We start from the raw sequence: 16,540 nt of genomic DNA, 5'->3' as shown, positions 1-16,540 counted from the left end.
CCTCCCGCCCCTCGCGCAGTTCCCCGCGCCCCATAGAACAACCCCCGCCCCTCGCGCAGTTCCCCGCGCCCCCAAAGAACACCCCCCGGGCACCCCCCAAATAGAACAACCCCCCGGGAGGCGCCCGTCTAGGGGGTGAGGAGGCGGGTGCGGAGGGTGGTGATCAGGGCGGGGTCGGCGTCGAGGTGGTCGGTGGCGTAGGTGGTGGCGGAGCCGTAGGTGGTGGTGAGGTCGGCGAGGAAGCTGGTCATGATGGCGGCGGGGGCGCGGCCGTAGTCGGGCCAGCTGAGGGTGGCGCCGGGGTTGCGGGTGTGCCAGTCGGCGACGAACCGGTCGGTGGCGAGGCCGGTGAGGGCGAAGTCGGTGGTGATCTGGTCCTCGTCGACGCCGAGCAGGGTGAGTACCAGCGCAGCGACGATCCCGGTCCGGTCCTTGCCCGCCGCGCAGTGGAAGACCAGCGGCCGGTCCGCCTCCGCGATGATCCGCAGCACCTCGGCGAGTTCCGCCGTCCCGTCCGCGGCGACCTCGGCGAACTTGCCCGCCAGGAACGGCACGGTGTCGGTCTCGGGGCCGAGCGAAGCCTGGTCGTACGGCCGGTGCTCGATGCTGAGGTTGTGGTAGCTCAGGCCGGGGAGGTCGGGGACGCGGCCGGACCGTTCGATCTCCCACGGGTACCGCAGGTCGATGACGGTCCCCACGCCGAGCGCCGTGAACCGCGCGAGGTCGTCGCCGGCCAGCTTGCCGAGCGAGTCGGAGCGGTAGAGCAGCCGGTCGCGGACCGTCCGGCCGTCGTCGGTGCGGTAGCCGCCGAGGTCCCGGAAGTTGTGCAGGCGCTCGAAGGGCAGGTGTCGTTCGAAGGGCAGGTGGCGTTCGGTCACGCCCGGATCGTAGGCCGACGGGCCGTCAGGCGGAAGCGGCGGTGGCCGTCAGCAGCCGGCCCTCGGAGTAGTGGGCGGCCGCGGACGGCAGCGCCTCGGTGCGGCCGCTGCGCAGGACGGTGAGCCGGCCGCCGCCCGGGGTGGCGGTGTGCTCGCCGATCCGCCGCAGGGCCTGGGCGGCCACGGCGTCGGCGGAGCCGTACAGGGTGAGGCCGTCGGCGGCGGTGGGGGCGACGGCGGCGCGGATGGTCCCGCCGACCAGCTCGTAGTGGGTGCAGCCGAGCACGATGGCCGAGGTGCCGGCGGGGGTGCGGGCGGCCGCGTCGGCGACGGCGGCGGCGATGGCGGTGTCGTCGCCGCGTTCGACGGCGTCGGCGAGCCCGGGGCAGGCCACCTCGGTGACGTCGGCGCCGGCCGCGAACTCGGCGATCAGGCCGCGCTGGTAGGGGCTGCCGGTGGTGGCGGGGGTGGCCCAGATGGCGACCCGGCCGCCGCCCGCGGCGGCCGGCTTGATCGCGGGGACGGTGCCGATCACCGGGAGTCCCGGCTCCAGCTCGGCCCGCAGCAGGGCGAGGCCGTGCACGGAGGCGGTGTTGCAGGCGATCACCAGGGCGTCGGGACGGTGCTCGGCGGCGGCGCGGGCGCAGGCGAGCGCGTGCTCGGCGATGTCCTCGGGGGTGCGGGGGCCCCACGGCATGCCGTCGGGGTCGTTGGAGAGCACCAGGTCGGCGTCGGGGCGCAGCCGGCGCAGGGCCGCCGCGGCCGGGAGCAGTCCGATTCCGGAGTCCACCAGTGCGATCTTCACGAGGCACGACTCTACTTGACCGGGCCGGGCGGCCCGCGCTGCGGCAGACTGCCGGGATGACGGTGCTGCTGTGGGTCTCGGTGGTGTCCCTGCTGGCGTGGGTCTGGCTGACCTGCTGCCACGGTCTCTTCTGGCGGACCGACCAGCGCCTGCCGCCGGGGCCCGAGCAGCCCGGGCCGCGGCGGTGGCCGTCGGTGGCGGTGGTGGTACCCGCCCGGGACGAGGCCGAGGTGCTGCCGCTCTCCCTGCCGGGTCTGCTGGCCCAGCGGTATCCGGGCGAGGCGCGGGTGATCGTGGTGGACGACCACAGTTCGGACGGCACCGGCGCGCTCGCCCGGGAGCTGGGCGCGGCCGGTGGTCCGGCTCTGACGGTGACCGTCCCTCCCCCGCTGCCGGACGGCTGGACCGGCAAGCTGTGGGCGCTGCGGCACGGGGTGGAGCTGGCCGGGCCGGTGGAGTACCTGCTGCTCACCGACGCGGACATCGCGCACGGACCGGGTTCGCTGGCGGAGCTGGTGGCGGCGGCCGAGGCGGGCGGGCTGGACCTGGTGTCGCAGATGGCGCGGCTGCGGGTGGTGACCGGCTGGGAGCGGCTGATCGTGCCGGCCTTCGTGTACTTCTTCGCCCAGCTGTACCCGTTCCGGTGGAGCAACCGGCCCGGGGCGCGGACGGCGGCCGCGGCGGGCGGCTGTTCGCTGGTGCGGCGGGCGGCGCTGGAGCGGGCGGGCGGGGTGGCGGCGATCCGCGGTGCGGTGATCGACGACGTGTCGCTGGCGCGGGCGGTGAAGCGGACCGGCGGGCGGACCTGGCTGGGGCTGGCCGAGCGGGTGGACAGTGTGCGGCCGTACCCGCGGCTGGGGCAGTTGTGGCGGATGGTGTCGCGCAGCGCGTACGCGCAGCTGCGGCACTCGCCGCTGCTGCTGCTCGGCACGGTGCTGGGCCTGGGGCTGGTCTACCTGGTGCCGCCGGTGGCGACGGTGGCCGGGCTGCTGGGCGGGCGCCCGGCGGTGGCGGTGGCCGGTGCGGCGGCCTGGGCGCTGATGGCGGGAACCTTCGTGCCGATGCTGCGGTACTACCGGCTGCCGGTGGCGGGCGCGGTGCTGCTGCCGTTCACGGCGGCGCTGTACCTGCTGATGACGGTGGACTCCGCCGTCCAGCACTGGCGCGGGCGCGGGGCCGCCTGGAAGGGCCGGACCTACTCCCGGCCGCAGGAGGGCTGAGGCCGGGCCCGGCCGGGGACGCGAAAACAGCGGGCGGCGGCGGGCGGCAAGGGTCAGACTTGGCCGATGGACCGTCAACAGATCTCCCGCATCGCCCACCGGCACCACCCGGTCGCCGCCCCGCTGTCCGACGGGTCGGTGGCCCGTCTGCTGGAGCGGGCCCTGCCGGCCGGGGACGGCCGGCTGCTGGACCTCGGCTGCGGGCAGGGGGCCTGGCTGCTGCGCGCGCTGTCCGCCCGCCCGGGGCTGCGGGCCGTCGGCGTCGACCTCGACGCCGACGGCCTGACCGCGGCCCGGCAGGCCGCCGAACAGCTCGGTGTGGTCCGGCGGCTCGGCCTGCACCACCAGGACGCCCGGGAGTTCGAGGCGAAGGAGCCGTTCGACGCGGTGTTCTGCATCGGCTCCACGCACGCCTTCGGCGGGCTGTCGCAGACCCTGGCCGCCGCCCGGCCGCTGCTCGCCCCTAGCGGGGTGGCGGTGGTCGGCGAGGGTTACTGGCAGCGGGAGCCGGACCCGGCCTCGCTGGAGATCTTCGGCGACGGCTTCCACGACCTGGCCGGGACCGTCGCCCGCGTGACGGCGGACGGCTGGATCCCGGTGTACGGGCACACCAGCAGCGCGGCGGAGCTGGACGAGTACGAGTTCTGCTGGACCGGCTCGCTCGCCGAATGGGCGCTGGACCACCCGGCGGACCCCGGCAGCGCCGACGCCCTGCGGGTGGCCGCCGAGCACCGCGAGGAGTGGCTCGGCGGCTACCGCGGGGTGTTCGGCTTCGTCACGCTGGTGCTGCGCCGCGCCGCACCCTGAGCCGGTCCGGGGCTCGCGCCGGACCGCTACTTCTGGGTGCGCGTCAGGAAGTCGGCGATCAGCGGGGCGATCTCGGGCAGCCGCTCCTCCAGCGCGAAGTGGCCGGTGTCGAACAGGTGCAGCTCGGCCCCCGGGAGGTCGCGCAGGTAGGCGCGGGCGCCGGGCTCCGGGAAGAACGGGTCGTTCCGGCCCCAGACGATCAGGGTGGGCGGCTGCTCGGTGCGCAGCCAGGCCTGCCACTCGGGGTAGCGCTCCAGGTTGGCGTGGTAGTCGAGGGCCAGTTCGACCTGGATCTCCCGACGACCGGGGAGGTCAAGGAAGTGCTGGTCGAGCGTCCAGCCGTCCGGGGCGACGGTGCTCGGGTCGGCGGCGCCGCCCTCGTACTGGCCGCGGGTGACCTCCTCGGTGAGGATGGCGCGGACCGCGTCCTCGGCGCCCTCGACCCCTGGGCGGTTGGCGATGAAGCCCCGGGCGAGGTCGGAGAGCCCCTCCTGGTAGGCGTTGCCGTTCTGCACCACCAGCCCGGTGATCCACTCGGGGTGCCGGGTGGCGACCCGGAAGCCGATCGGGGCGCCGAAGTCGAAGACGTACATCGCGAACCGGTCCAGGCCGAGTGCCTGGCAGAAGCTCTCCAGCACGTCGGCGAGGGTGTCGAAGCGGTACGTGAAGTCGTCCGGGGAGGGGCTGTCGCTGTGCCCGAAGCCCGGGTAGTCCGGGGCGACCAGGTGGAAGCGGCCGCCGAGTGCGTCGATCAGCCGGGTGAACTGGTGCGAGGCGGACGGGAAACCGTGCAGCAGCAGGAGGGTCGGCGCGTCCGCCGGACCCGCCTCCCGGTAGAACACCCGCACCCCGGCCACCTCTACGGTGCGGTGGTGGATCCGTGGAACCGTCGGCTCGGACATCTCTGAACTCCCCCGTGGATCGGTCGTGGACCTGCGGACGGCAGTGGACCGGGCCGCGGCGGGAGCCCGGCTCCCCCACGGCCCGGTGCCGGCCGGTGCGTCAGCGCCCGAACAGGCGCAGCGCCGTGGGTTTGGTGAACTCGTAGCGGGCCATCTGTTCGAGGTCCCGCCACCAGCGGGCGCGGCCCGACGGGGTGGCGAGGACCTCCTGGTAGAGCTGTTCGAAGGCGGTGGTGACGCTCTCCAGCGAGAACCGGCCGACCACCCACTCCCGGCCCCAGCCGCCCAGCCGGGCGCGGCGTTCGGGGTCGGCCAGCAGCTGCTGGATCTGCTCGGCCAGCGCCTTCGGCGAGCGGGAGCCGTCACCGAAGCCGTACATGCAACGGGAGGCGTGCGGCTCCACCAGCGGGCCGGGTTCGTGGACGGCGGTGTAGCCGGCCGCGCCGTGCACCACCACCGGCTTGGCGAAGGCCAGGCCGCGCAGGGCGGAGCCGCCCATGCCGAGGACCAGGTCGGCCGCCTGGTAGGCGGGCCGGGGGTCGGCCAGCTGGCCGGGGACCAGGACGGCCTCGCGGCCGAGGTCCCGGTTGACCTCGGCGGCCCGGGCCCGGAGCTTGTCCAGGCTGGGGCCGGTGCCGACGACCGCCAGCCGGATCCGCGGGTCGTCCAGCAGCCGGACCGCCTCGACGGTCAGCTCGGCGCCGGCGTCCTTCTCCAGGTCGGGGACCAGCCGGGTGACGATGCACAGCAGCAGTTCGTCGTCCCGGATGCCGTGCTCGCGGCGGAACGCGGCGCCGTCCACCACCCCCGGGGCGTCGGTCCCGGTGTTGACCGGTGGCTCGATCAGCCGGACGTCCCGGTGCCCGAAGGCCCGGCCGTCGCCCATCAGCGCGCCGAGCCCGAGCACCAGCGGCTGGTGCCGGGGCAGCCCGCGCAGCATCCGGATGCCGTAGAAGGTGGTGACCACCGGGATCCGGCCGAGCCGGCCCGGGCCGAAGAAGGCGTTGCGGGCGGCCCGGACCTCCCAGGCGTGCAGCAGCTCGGTGCCGTGCTCGGCGGCCAGCCGGTCGAGCCGGCGGCGCACCTCGCGGTGCGGGGTGTCCGGGTCGCCGGCCACCACGACCTCCAGGCCGTGCGCCGCCGCCACCTCGACCAGCGGTGCGGGGCCGTCCACCCCTTGGGCGAAGAGCACCGGGTCATGGCCGCGGCCGCGCAGTGTCCGGGCGATGTCCACCGCGTTGAGCTGGGCCCCGCCCAGCGCCAGGTTGTTCAGGTGCACCAACACCCGGACCGCTCTCACCCTCATTCCTCCCACTGGTGCGGGACGAACACCGGCGCGGCCAGCACCACGGCGCGCGGCGGGGTGTCGAGCATCGGTCCGAAGACGTCGAACTGGCCGACCGAGTGCCAACTCATCAGCGTGCCGCCGTCGGTCTTGCCGATGCTGTAGACGCCGGCCCACAGGGTGTACCGGCCGCGCGGCACCGGAAGCCGCGGGATCACGCAGGCGATCTGGCGCTCCTCGCCGTTCAGCCGGACCTCGTGGCTGATCTGGAAGATCGGGCTGGAGGTGCCTTCGCTGACGCCCAGGTGCAGGGTGGCGTCGCCGCGGTAGTCGCCGGCCAGGGTGAGCTCCACCGTCATCTGCTCGTCGGTGGTGAGGTTCTCCCGGCCGTCGCCGCGGATCGCGTGCTTGAGCAGTTGGAGCGGCTCGTCGGTCCGGGTGGACGCCTCGGACTGGGCCTCGATGGAGTCCCGGTACCCGGCCAGCGCGTCCTTGATCCCGGCGTCCACCCGGACGGTGCCCTGCTCCAGCCAGATGCCGCGGCGGCAGATCGACTGGACGGCCGGCAGGTCGTGCGAGACGAACACGATGGTGGTGCCCTGCTCGGCGACCTCGCGCATCCGGTCCAGGCAGCGCTGCTGGAAGACCGCGTCGCCGACCGCCAGCACCTCGTCGACCAGCAGGACGTGCGGCTCCAGGTAGGCGGCGACCGCGAAGCCGAGGCGCATCTGCATGCCGGAGGAGTAGAACTTCACCTGCCGGTCGATCGCGCCGCCGAGCCGGGCGAACTCCACGATGTCGTCGAACCGGCCGGCCACCTCGCGGCGCTTGAGGCCGAGCAGCGCGCCGAACAGGTAGATGTTCTCCCGGCCGGTCAGGTCGGGGTGGATGCCGGCCCGGATCTCGATCAGGGCGCCGATCCGGCCGCGGACGTCGATCACGCCGGCGTACGGGTACATCACCCTGGTCAGCATCTTCAGCAGGGTCGACTTGCCCGAGCCGTTGGACCCGATCAGGCCGACCGACTCGCCGGGCTCGATGTGCAGGTTGATGTCGCGCAGCGCCCAGCGCCAGTCCTCGCCGCGGCCGCCGCGCAGCTTGCGGGCCATCTGCTCGACCCGGTCGCGCAGCAGCATCCGCTGCTGGTCGGCCTTGAAGCGCTTCCACACCTGCTCGGTGCGGATGGTGCCCAGCTCCCACTCACGCGACATCGGCGATCCCCGTCTCGAGCTTCTTGAACACCAGGTAGCCGCCGACCAGGTAGACCGCGGCGCTCGCGGCGGCGATCAGGGTCAACCGCAGGTCCGGGGCCTGGCCGTACAGCAGTGCCCGGCGGTACCCCTCGATCACCGCGCCGAGCGGGTTGATGCCGCAGTAGATCTCCTGCAGCTGGAGCGGGATCCGGTCCAGCGGGTAGGCGACCGGGGTGGCGAACACGCCCATCTGGGTGATGATCGGCAGCAGGTGGCGGACGTCGCGCAGGTAGACCACCGCGACCGCGAGCACCAGGGCGACGCCGTAGGTGAAGGCCAGCTGGACCACGACCAGCGGCAGCACCCACAGGAAGGTCGCGGCCGGCGCCGTCCAGGTCGCCAGGAAGAGGATGCCGAGCACGCCGATTCCGATCAGCATGTCCACGCTGGCCACCAGCATGGTCGCCAGCGGGAAGACCTCGCGCGGGCAGTAGACCTTGTTGAGCAGGCTCAGGTTGTTGGCCAGGCTGACGGCGCCCTGGTTCATCGTGTTGCTGAAGAACTGCCAGACGATCAGGCCGACATAGGCGAACAGCGGGTACGGCACGTCCCCCGTCTCGATCTTCACGGCCCGGTGGAAGACCAGGGTGAAGATCGCACACAGCGCCAGCGGGGTGAGCACCGCCCAGGCGAAGCCCAGCACCGCCTGCTTGTACCGGGCCCGTAGGTCACGCTCGGCCAGTGCGCGCACCAACTCCCGTGCGCCCCAGAGCTCCTGGGCCACCTGGAGGGGCCTCAGCCGGCGTTTGAAGACCAGGTCAGGAGGCGGACCGGCCGCAAGACCCGCTCTCGTCTCGGTCTGGCTGTCGCGCTCGTCAACGACCTGCGCGCGTTGTCCCCCCACGGACTCCCGCCCTCTCCGGTGCCGATGTGAACGGGCCGCGCAAAACGGACGGCGCGGCCCCGATGTCCACAATGGCACAGAGTGTGCACGGCGGTGGGTGGTTCGGTGAAGATGATGATCCTGGTCAGACGGCCGGAACCGTCACGGCCGCGCGATCAGCCGGTCCAGTTCCGCGGGCATCCCGGCCACCCCGCCGGCCCGGCTCGGCGCCGTCCGCGAGGTGCCGTCCACCACCACCGTGGGCAGTTCGTCCACCGCGTACCGGGCGAACAGCGCGGGCACCGCCGCGACCGCCCGGTCCACCTCGGACGAACGGTACGCGGCGCGGAAGTCCCGTTCGTCCAGGCCCTGTTCGGCGGCCCACTCGGCGGCGGCGTCCTCGGTGGTCAGGTCGGCCTTCTCGGTACGGACCGCGCGGAACCCCCGCGCCTGGAGCCGGTCGACCGCGCCGAGCCGCTCCAGCGTGTAGAACAGCCGGGCGTGCGCGGTCTGCAGCCGCTCGTCCGGCCCGCCGGTCCAGATCGCCGGCACCCGGTGCAGCACCACCTCGCCGGTGTGCCGGGCCGCCCAGCGGGCCAGCGGCTCCTCCAGTGCCGCCGAGTGCGAGCAGTCGTACCAGAAGAACTCCACCGCCTCGTGCGGTGCCGCCGCCCGCAGCGGCTGCGGGAGGCCGGGCCGGGCGAGGTGGGCGCCCTCGTGCGGGGCGTCGGGCGCGGCGGCGGCGGGCGCGGCCAGCAGCCCGGCGGACACGGCCGCCAGGACGGCGGAGCGGAGCAGCGTCTTCACGCCCGGCAGCCTGCCAGCCGGACGGCGGCCGGGTCGCCCCGATCACGAACGGTTCGCCCGATCGGAGCAGCCCGGCCGCCCGGACCGGTGGGATGGTCAGACCGGGTCCGCCTGCTGCGGCACCTGCGGCCGGGCGGGCGCGTCCTCGGCGGGCGTCTCCACGACGGCCGCCGCCGCGCGGGCGGCCGTGCTGTCGAAGAACCGCAGCAGCTCCACCGGGAACGGCAGCACCAGCGTCGAGTTCTTCTCCGCCGCCACCTCGACCACCGTCTGCAGCAGCCGCAGCTGCATGGCGGCCGGGGTGCCCTCCATCATCGAGGCGGCCTCGGACAGCTTGGCCGCCGCCTGGAACTCGCCGTCGGCGGTGATGATCCGGGCCCGGCGCTCCCGGTCGGCCTCGGCCTGACGGGCCATCGAGCGCTTCATCGAGTCGGGCAGCGCGACGTCCTTGATCTCCACCCGGTCGATGTGCACGCCCCAGCCGAGCGCCGGGCTCTCCAGCATCAGCTCCAGCCCGCGGTGCAGGTTCTCCCGGCCGGACAGCAGGTCGTCGAGCTCACTCTTGCCGATGATCGAGCGCAGCGAGGTCTGCGCCACCTGGGACATCGCGAAGGCGTAGTTCTGCACGTCGACGGTGGCCCGCACCGGGTCGACCACCCGGAAGTAGACCACCGCGTCCACCCGGACCGAGACGTTGTCCCGGGTGATGCCCTCCTGGGCCGGCACCGGCATCGTGATGACCTGGACGTTCACCTTGCGCATCCGGTCCACCACCGGCACCAGCACCGCCGGCCCCGGTCCCCGCACCTGCCCGTGCACCCGGCCGAGCCGGAACACCACGCCCCGCTCGTACTGCTGCACCACCCGGACACCGGTGGCCAGCCAGAGCGCGCCCAGCACCACCACCAGCGCGAGATACACCACGTACGTCACCCTCTCCCCGTCGTCGGCCGGGAGCGCCCCGCCCCCGTGGCCGTGCGGCACAGTATGCGCGCGCGGCCGACGCACCGACAGCCTCCCGACCGGACCGGACCGGGCAGAGCGCACCGAACGGACCGGGCGGAGCGCACCGACCGGACCGGGCCTACGGCTTGGCCACCCCGGCGAGCAGGTCCTGCCAGCTGTCGGCGACCCGGGCGAGGTCGAAGCGGCCGAGCGCGTGGCGGCGGGCGGCGGCGCCGAGTGCGGCGCGGTCGCCGGCCAGCACCTTGCCGAGCGCCTCGGCCAGCGCCGCCGGGTCGCCGGGCGGGGCGACGGCGCCGGTGACGCCGTCCTGGACGACGTCACGGACGAAGCCGACATCGGTGGTGACGGCGGGCAGGCCGGCCAGCGCGGCCTCGATCAGGACCCCGGGCACCCCCTCGCTGTCGCTGCTCAGCAGCACGGCGTCGGCGGCCCGGTAGAGCGGCGCCGGGTCGGCGAGCCGGCCCAGGAAGGTCGCCCGGCCGGTGGTGTCGGCGGCCTCGGCGGCCGCCCGCAGCGGGCCGTCCCCGGCCACCGCGAGGTGGACGTCGGGGAGCAGGGCGAGCGCGGCCAGCGCCAGGTCGGGCCGCTTCTCGGTGGCGAGCGCGCCCAGCCAGGCGACCAGCAACCCGTGTGCGGGCAGGCCGAGTTCGGCCCGGGCCGCCCGGCGCCCGGGGTCGTCGGCCGGGGTGTGGCGGTCGGCCGGGCGGCCGTTGGGGATGGTGCGGACCTTGCCGGCGGGCAGCCGGAAGCGTTCCAGCAGCACCGCGCGGGCGCCGTCGGAGATGGCAGCCACGGCGGCGGCCCGGTGCAGGAACAGCCCGACCCGCAGGCGGCGGGACAGGCTCGCGGTCCAGTGCCGGGGATCGCCGATGTTGACGTAGACGAACGGGGTCCGGGTGCCGAGCAGGCCGAGCGCGCAGGCCTGGAGGGTGCTGGAGCCGTGCGCGACCACCACGTCGGCGCGGGCGGCGGCGGCCCGCAGCGCCCGCAGCGTGGCGGGGTGGTGACGGGACGGCCCGAGCACCGGGGTGTCCGGGTCGGCGGCGTCCGGGTGCGGCTGGAGGGCGACCAGGGCGGACGGCCGGCCCCGGCGCAGCAGTTCGGCGTGCAGGTCGCGGGCGAGGTTCTGGGCGCCTCGCCGCCGGGGGTCGGTGATCAGGTGGAGGACGCGCGGCGGCGCCGGCACAGCGGCTGACATGGGGACGACCCTGGCACAGCGGCAGGCGGGCGCGCAGCCCGTTCGGCCCAAGCGGGCGGCGCGGGCGGCACGGCGGGCCGGGGCGGACGGCCGGGGCGCAGGCGGGGCATCGGGGGCGATCCGGAGCGCGACCTCGCCGATTCCCTGGCGGACACCCCTTCCGGCCTGGAATGCTGAGCCGCAGTCAGGGCGGGGCCGACAGGGAGGTCGGCGGCGTTCATGGGGTTTCCCCGGGGGGTTGCGGCTGTGCATGTGCTCTATGTGATCGACAGTGTCAGCCGGGTCGGCGGTGCCGAGCAGGGTCTGGTGGCGATGGCCCCGCAGCTGGTCCGGGCCGGTGTCCGGCTGGACGTGGCGTACCTGAAGGAGTCCCCGGGCGGGTTCCAGCCCGAGCTGACGGCCGCGGGGGCGACGGTGTTCGGGGTGCACCGGCCGGGCCGGGCCGGCCGGGTCGCCGGGCTGCGCGCGCTGGTCCGCGAGCGGCGGCCGGAGCTGGTGCACACCACACTCTACGAGTCGGACGTGCTGGGGCGGGCGGCCGCGCTGTCCGCCGGTACGCCGGTGGTGTCCAGCCTGGTCAACTCCTCGTACGGGCCGGAGCACCTGCACGCCCGCGGGCTGAACCCGTGGAAGGTGCGGGCGGCCCAGGCGGTGGACGCGGTGACGGCGCAGGGCACCCGGCGCTTCCACGCGCTGACCGAGCACGTGGCGCAGGCGATGGCCGGCCGGCTGCGGGTCTCCCGGGACCGGATCGACGTGGTGCCGCGCGGCCGGGACCCGGAGCTGCTGGGGTCGGTGACCGCCGAGCGGCGGGCGGCGGTACGGGCCGCGCTGGAGCTGCCGGAGGACGTTCCGGTGGTGCTCGCGGCCGCCCGCCAGCAGTACCAGAAGGGCCTGGACGTGCTGTTGGAGGCGTGGCCCGCGGTGCGCCGGCACACCCCGGAGGCGGTGCTGCTGCTGGCCGGCAGCGAGGGGGCGGAGACGCCGCGGCTGAGACGGCTGGCGCAGGAGTGCGGCCAGGTGCGGTTCCTGGGCGCCCGCGGTGACGTCTTCGACCTGATGGCCGCCGCGGACGTGTTCGCGGTGCCGTCGCGCTGGGAGGGGCTGGGCAGCGCGGCGATGGAGGCGATGGGCGTCGGGGTGCCGCTGGTCTGTTCGGACGTGCCGGCGCTGCGCGAGACGGTCGGTTCGGAGGACTACGCCACGCTGGTGCCGCCGGAGCGTCCCGCCGAGCTGGCGGCCGCCCTGATCGACGCCCTGGAGGACGCGGCGGCCGCCGCGGTACGGGTGAAGGCGGCCCGGGCGCGCTTCCTGACCTGCTTCACCCTGCACCACGTGTCGGGCCGGATGGTGGAGTTCTACGAGCGCTCGCTGCGCCGCAGCCCGAGCTGAGCGGCCCGAGCTGAGCGGGCCGGGCCGAGCGGGCCGGGCGGAGCTGACCGAGTACGGGCAAATCGGGCTGACGGAGCCTCAAGTTCCTTGGTGGCAAAGGCGGACAAAGCGTCCGCAACCACCGGTCCCGGCCCAAGGGCGACGTAACGGCCTGCGTGAGATTCGTGAAAGTGCTTGCGCCGCAGGTCCGGGACGGCAAACATCACTTCCGGGGGCCTGGGGACTGTCGGGGGGCGGTGCCGGGCGCGCTCCGGGCGGATCGCGCCCGGGAGGAGCGATGCCGTCAGGGGGGCTGATGACACCACAGCCGATTCCGGAACCACTGCCGCGGGATCCGTCACCGGACGGATCGACGCGGCTCACGCCGTTTCCGGGACCTCCCGGCCGCCTCCGGCGGGGCCCGCGCGCCGCGCGGACCGCCTCCTAGCACCGGCCGGCGACCTCCCCGCCCGAACCACGTACCACCTCGCCCGGCCCCGCCGGGCAGGCCCGCACCAGTGCGCGCCGCCGATGCCTGGCGGGTGCGGGCCCACCGCGCATGCCAGGCGCCTGCACCACGAACGCGAGGGGATCCAACCGGTGGAACCGGCTAACCACTTCACCGTCCTGCGACGCTACTGGCGGCTGCTGGCCGGCTGCACCGCGGCCGCGCTGCTGGTGGGCTTCCTGCTCACCCCGGCGGCCGACGCCGTCGACACCGCCAAATGGCAGTGCAAGGCGGCCATAACGCCGGTCGCCGGCTCCGGCGACGTGGTCAAGGCGGACCAGGTGCTGTCCTACGCCCAGGGCTCGGACGTCGCCGGCGCCGCCGCCAAGAAGCTCAACATCCCGGTGGCCTCGGTGACCGGCCGGCGGACCGTCACCGCGGCCTCCACCCAGATGCTGGTCTTCTCCACCACCGGACCCACCCAGCAGTCCTGCACCGACCTGGCCGGCGCGCTGGCCGACGCCACCATCAACGGCTACACCGCCGAGACCGTCAAGAGCGCCGACGAGCAGATCAAGCGCGCCCAGGACCAGCTCAAGGACCAGCAGGCCCAGTACGACGAGCTCAGCAAGGCCGCGTCCAAGGCCAACGCCGCCGACCAGGCGCGGCTCAAGCCGCAGGTCGACTCCGCGTACAGCCAGATCACCGAGACGCTGACCCGGATCGGCAAGCTGCGCTCGACCGCGCAGACCGACGCCATCCAGCAGTGGGGCTCGATCGACGCCAAGGAGGCCGGCGGCAGCCTGCTCAGCTCCCCCAGCCGGGGCCTGCGGCTCACCCTGGCCGTGGTGCTGGGCCTGGCGCTCGGCGTGGTGGCGGCGCTGATGCTCAGCCGGATGGACACCCGGCTGCGCGGGCGCAACGGCACCGAGGAGGCGTTCAACCTGCCGGTGATCGGCGAGATCCCGCTGCTGTCGCGGCGGCTGCGCCGCACCCGTGAGCCGCTGGTGGTGGCCCGCCCGTCCGACCCGGGCGCCGAGGCGTACCGCTCGCTGCGCTCGACCCTGCTGCTGACCGGCCCGGCCTCGCTGTCCGCGCAGTTCGGCGAGGGCGGCATCTCGCAGGCCGAGCGGGTCTCCCGGCGGCTGGCCGACCCGTCCCCGGTGATCCTGGTGATGTCCGGGCGCAGCGGTGACGGCCGCACCACCACGGTGGCCAACCTGGCCGCCGCGCTGGCCGAGACCGGCCGCGAGGTGCTGGTGCTGGACTGCGACTTCCGCAGCCCGCAGGCGCACGTCCACTTCGGCATCAGCGACGGCCCCGGGATGGCGGAGCTGCTCAGCGGTGAACAGCTGCCCAACCTGGACGACCTGATCCGCCGGACCAACGTGGACGGCGTCCGGCTGATCACCGGCGGCAACACCAACGCCTACCCGGCCGCGCTGGTGCTGCGAGCCGGCGAGGTGCTGCGCCGGGCCCGCCGGCACGCGGACGTGGTACTGATCGACAGCTCCCCGCTGCTGCACGCCAACGACGCCTACGACCTGGTGCAGCACGCCGACGCGGTGCTGGTCACCGTGATGGCGGGCAATGTGAAGCCGGAGCAGGCCGACCGGGTCAGCGAGCTGCTGTCGCGCACCGGGGTGCCGGTGGCGGGGGTGGCGCTGCTGGGCGTGGACGGCCCGTCGGGCCGCCGGGCCAGGGAGGCGGTGCGTTCGGTCACCACGGCGCCGGGCCGGGCCGCCGCGCAGCCGCCCGCCGCCGCACAGCCGCCCGCGCAGCCGGCCGGCGCGCAGCGGGCCGCCGAGGACCCGGACCCGCCGACCGGCCCGAGCTGGGCCAAGCGCCGGGCGGCCGAGGCCCCGGTGGAGACCACCATGCAGCTGCGCCTGAACGAGGACCTGTGAGCACGCCCCCGGGCCGGACCCGGGTGCTCTGGCTGGCCAAGGGCCTGGGCCGGGGCGGGGCCGAGCAGTTGCTGGTCAACTGCGCCCGGCACGCGGACACCGCGCGCTACGAGATCGAGGTCGCGTACGTGCTGCCGTACAAGGACGCGCTGGTGCCCGCCCTGGAGCAGGCCGGGGTGCGCACCCACTGCCTGGGCGACGCCCCCGGCGCGCTGTGGCCGTGGCGGCTGCGGCAGCTGCTGGCCGAGCGGCGGTACGCCCTGGTGCACTCGCACATGCCGGTCCCGGCGGTGGCGGCCCGGCTGCTGTCGCTCGGGCCGCGCGGGCCCCGGCTGGTGCACACCGAGCACAACGTCTGGGAGCGCTACCGGACGCCCACCCGGTGGGCCAACGCGCTGACCTACCGGCGCAACGACGCGGTGATCGCGGTCTCGCACGCGGTCGGTTCGACCGTCACCCGGCGCCGTCCGGGGCGGGACTGGCTGACGGTGGTGCACCACGGCCCGGACCTGGCCGGCGCGCCCGCCGGGCCGGCCGCCCGGGCCGCGGCGCGGGCCGAACTCGGCCTGCCCGCCGATGCGGTGGTGGTCGGCACGGTCGGCAACCTGACCCCAAAGAAGGACCAGGCGACCCTGCTGGCGGCCTTCGCGGAGCTGCGCGCCGCGCAGCCGTCGACGGCGCTGGTGCTGATCGGCGCCGGCCCGCTTGAGGCGGAGCTGAAGGGGAGGGCGGGTGAAGGAGTCGTGTTCGCCGGTTCCCGCCCCGATGTGCCCGCACTGCTGGCAGGCTTGGACGTGTTCACCCTGAGCTCCCGTCAGGAGGGGCTGCCGGTCGCGCTGATGGAGGCGATGACCAGCGGTCTCCCGTCGGTGGTCACCCGGGTGGGCGGCATGCCGGAGGTGCTGGACGACGGCGAGCAGGGCTACCTGGTGCCGCCGGGAGATCCGGCCGCGCTTGCCGCCGCGCTCGGCCGGCTGACCGCCGACGAGGGGCTGCGCCGGCGGATCGGGGCGGCCGCCCTGGACCGCTCGAAGTCCTTCGACGTGGCCGGGGCACAGCAGGCCATCGAGCAGGTGTACGCGCAGGTGCTGGAGCGCTGAGCGCCCGGCCCACCCGGAAGGGATCGACCACCCCCGTGACCACCCCGTCCGACCGGCCGTCAGCGGCTGCCGAGCTGACCGTCCGTCCGCTCACCGAGGCCGACACCCCGGCCGTGCTGGAGCTGCTGACGGCCTCGCTGGCCGGTGGCCCAACCGGCACCCGCAGCGCCGACTTCTTCGCCTGGAAGCACCGTCGCAACCCGTTCGGCGCCAGCCCCGGGCTGCTCGCCGAGACCGCGGACGGCCGGCTGGCCGGTGTCCGGCTGTTCCTGCGCTGGCAGTGGCAGGCCGGCGGGCGGGCGGTCCGCGCCGTGCGGCCGGTCGACACCGCCACCCACCCGGACTTCCAGGGCCGGGGCATCTTCCGCCGGCTCACCACGGGGCTGCTGGAGCAGGTGGCCGGCGACACCGAGCTGGTCTTCAACACCCCGAACGGCAACAGCCTGCCGGGCTACCTGAAGATGGGCTGGCGGGTGGTCGGCCGGGTGCCGATAGCCCTGCGGATCGCCCGCCCGGCCGCCTTCGCGCTCGGCGCCCGGGCCGCGCTGACCCGTCGCCCGGCCGCCGCGCCGCGTCCACTGCGCTGCCGGCTGCCCACCGCCGCCGAGTGGTTCGCCGAACCGCCGGCCGGCCTGCCCGAACTGCTCGCCGAACGGGCCCAGAGCGACGCCGCGGACCGCCGGCAGGCCGTGCTGCGCACCGAGTCCTTCCTGCGCTGGCGCTACGGCGACGCCCCCGGGCTCGACTACCGGGTGCTGACCTGCGAACGC

The 16,540-nt window shown here is 75.0% G+C and carries 15 protein-coding genes; 6 read left to right on the top strand and 9 right to left on the bottom strand.

Annotated elements, in window-relative coordinates:
• Window positions 1–128: 128 nt before the first annotated feature.
• Entirely contained in the window at window positions 129–878 is a 750-nt protein-coding gene (locus AA75_RS20435) for a tyrosine-protein phosphatase (protein ID WP_233289111.1), read from the bottom strand.
• Between the two features lie 25 nt (window positions 879–903).
• Complete coding sequence (locus tag AA75_RS20430) at window positions 904–1,683, bottom strand: glutamate racemase (protein ID WP_033821574.1); 780 nt, start codon at window positions 1,681–1,683, stop codon at window positions 904–906.
• A 56-nt stretch (window positions 1,684–1,739) separates the two neighbouring features.
• On the opposite strand from AA75_RS20430, the gene AA75_RS20425 reads away from it, so the two are divergent.
• Window positions 1,740–2,903 carry a glycosyltransferase gene (locus tag AA75_RS20425; RefSeq protein ID WP_033821573.1) on the top strand — a complete coding sequence of 388 codons (1,164 nt, stop codon included), beginning with the start codon at window positions 1,740–1,742 and terminating at the stop codon, window positions 2,901–2,903.
• A 66-nt stretch (window positions 2,904–2,969) separates the two neighbouring features.
• Window positions 2,970–3,710 (top strand): cyclopropane-fatty-acyl-phospholipid synthase family protein, encoded by a 741-nt coding sequence (locus AA75_RS20420; RefSeq protein ID WP_033821572.1) that lies wholly within the window; start codon window positions 2,970–2,972, stop codon window positions 3,708–3,710.
• Between the two features lie 26 nt (window positions 3,711–3,736).
• Here AA75_RS20420 and AA75_RS20415 read toward each other — a convergent pair whose 3' ends face one another.
• The 7 genes from AA75_RS20415 to AA75_RS20385 all read right to left on the bottom strand — a co-directional run bounded on the left by AA75_RS20415 (window position 3,737) and on the right by AA75_RS20385 (window position 10,944).
• A complete protein-coding gene (locus tag AA75_RS20415; RefSeq protein WP_033821571.1) occupies window positions 3,737–4,612 on the bottom strand; it encodes an alpha/beta fold hydrolase in 876 nt (291 codons plus the stop codon).
• Between the two features lie 100 nt (window positions 4,613–4,712).
• The gene (locus AA75_RS20410) at window positions 4,713–5,912 is read right to left on the bottom strand and encodes a glycosyltransferase family 4 protein (protein WP_033821570.1); all 1,200 of its coding nucleotides are present in this window, start codon (window positions 5,910–5,912) and stop codon (window positions 4,713–4,715) included.
• Between the two features lie 2 nt (window positions 5,913–5,914).
• The gene (locus tag AA75_RS20405; RefSeq protein ID WP_051812874.1) at window positions 5,915–7,108 is read right to left on the bottom strand and encodes an ABC transporter ATP-binding protein; all 1,194 of its coding nucleotides are present in this window, start codon (window positions 7,106–7,108) and stop codon (window positions 5,915–5,917) included.
• On the bottom strand, window positions 7,098–7,874 hold the full coding sequence (locus AA75_RS20400; RefSeq protein WP_233289110.1) for an ABC transporter permease: 777 nt from the start codon (window positions 7,872–7,874) through the stop codon (window positions 7,098–7,100). Before AA75_RS20400 ends, AA75_RS20405 begins: the two co-directional genes overlap by 11 nt.
• Window positions 7,875–8,135: 261 nt before the next feature.
• Window positions 8,136–8,780: a DsbA family protein gene (locus tag AA75_RS20395; RefSeq protein ID WP_033821568.1), complete on the bottom strand. Its 645-nt coding sequence runs from the start codon at window positions 8,778–8,780 to the stop codon at window positions 8,136–8,138.
• 96 nt (window positions 8,781–8,876) lie between these two features.
• Window positions 8,877–9,704, bottom strand: coding sequence for a slipin family protein (locus AA75_RS20390; protein WP_033821581.1), 828 nt, complete (start codon window positions 9,702–9,704; stop codon window positions 8,877–8,879).
• A 160-nt stretch (window positions 9,705–9,864) separates the two neighbouring features.
• The gene (locus AA75_RS20385) at window positions 9,865–10,944 is read right to left on the bottom strand and encodes a glycosyltransferase (protein ID WP_149038271.1); all 1,080 of its coding nucleotides are present in this window, start codon (window positions 10,942–10,944) and stop codon (window positions 9,865–9,867) included.
• Between the two features lie 246 nt (window positions 10,945–11,190).
• Here AA75_RS20385 and AA75_RS53730 point away from each other — a divergent pair, with 246 nt between their 5' ends.
• The 4 genes from AA75_RS53730 to AA75_RS20365 all read left to right on the top strand — a co-directional run.
• Window positions 11,191–12,336: a glycosyltransferase family 4 protein gene (locus tag AA75_RS53730; protein WP_033821567.1), complete on the top strand. Its 1,146-nt coding sequence runs from the start codon at window positions 11,191–11,193 to the stop codon at window positions 12,334–12,336.
• Between the two features lie 579 nt (window positions 12,337–12,915).
• Window positions 12,916–14,670 (top strand): polysaccharide biosynthesis tyrosine autokinase, encoded by a 1,755-nt coding sequence (locus AA75_RS20375; protein WP_051812870.1) that lies wholly within the window; start codon window positions 12,916–12,918, stop codon window positions 14,668–14,670.
• Entirely contained in the window at window positions 14,667–15,770 is a 1,104-nt protein-coding gene (locus tag AA75_RS20370) for a glycosyltransferase (RefSeq protein WP_033821566.1), read from the top strand. Before AA75_RS20375 ends, AA75_RS20370 begins: the two co-directional genes overlap by 4 nt.
• 35 nt (window positions 15,771–15,805) lie before the next feature.
• Window positions 15,806–16,540, top strand: a 735-nt coding sequence (locus tag AA75_RS20365; protein WP_233289109.1) for a GNAT family N-acetyltransferase, incomplete at its 3' end; no start/stop codon positions are given.

It is taken from the genome of Kitasatospora sp. MBT63 (assembly GCF_000710465.2).
GTDB lineage: Bacteria > Actinomycetota > Actinomycetes > Streptomycetales > Streptomycetaceae > Kitasatospora.
Note: the sequence above shows the minus strand (reverse complement) of the source record. Positions and strands in the feature narration are given on the sequence as shown.

Coding starts and splice junctions, on each gene's coding strand:
- AA75_RS20425 (WP_033821573.1), top strand. CDS start 1,740: ATGACGGTGCTGCTGTGGGTCTCGGTGGTGTCCCTGCTGGCGTGGGTC.
- AA75_RS20420 (WP_033821572.1), top strand. CDS start 2,970: ATGGACCGTCAACAGATCTCCCGCATCGCCCACCGGCACCACCCGGTC.
- AA75_RS20415 (WP_033821571.1), bottom strand. CDS start 4,612: ATGTCCGAGCCGACGGTTCCACGGATCCACCACCGCACCGTAGAGGTG.
- AA75_RS20405 (WP_051812874.1), bottom strand. CDS start 7,108: ATGTCGCGTGAGTGGGAGCTGGGCACCATCCGCACCGAGCAGGTGTGG.
- AA75_RS20385 (WP_149038271.1), bottom strand. CDS start 10,944: ATGTCAGCCGCTGTGCCGGCGCCGCCGCGCGTCCTCCACCTGATCACC.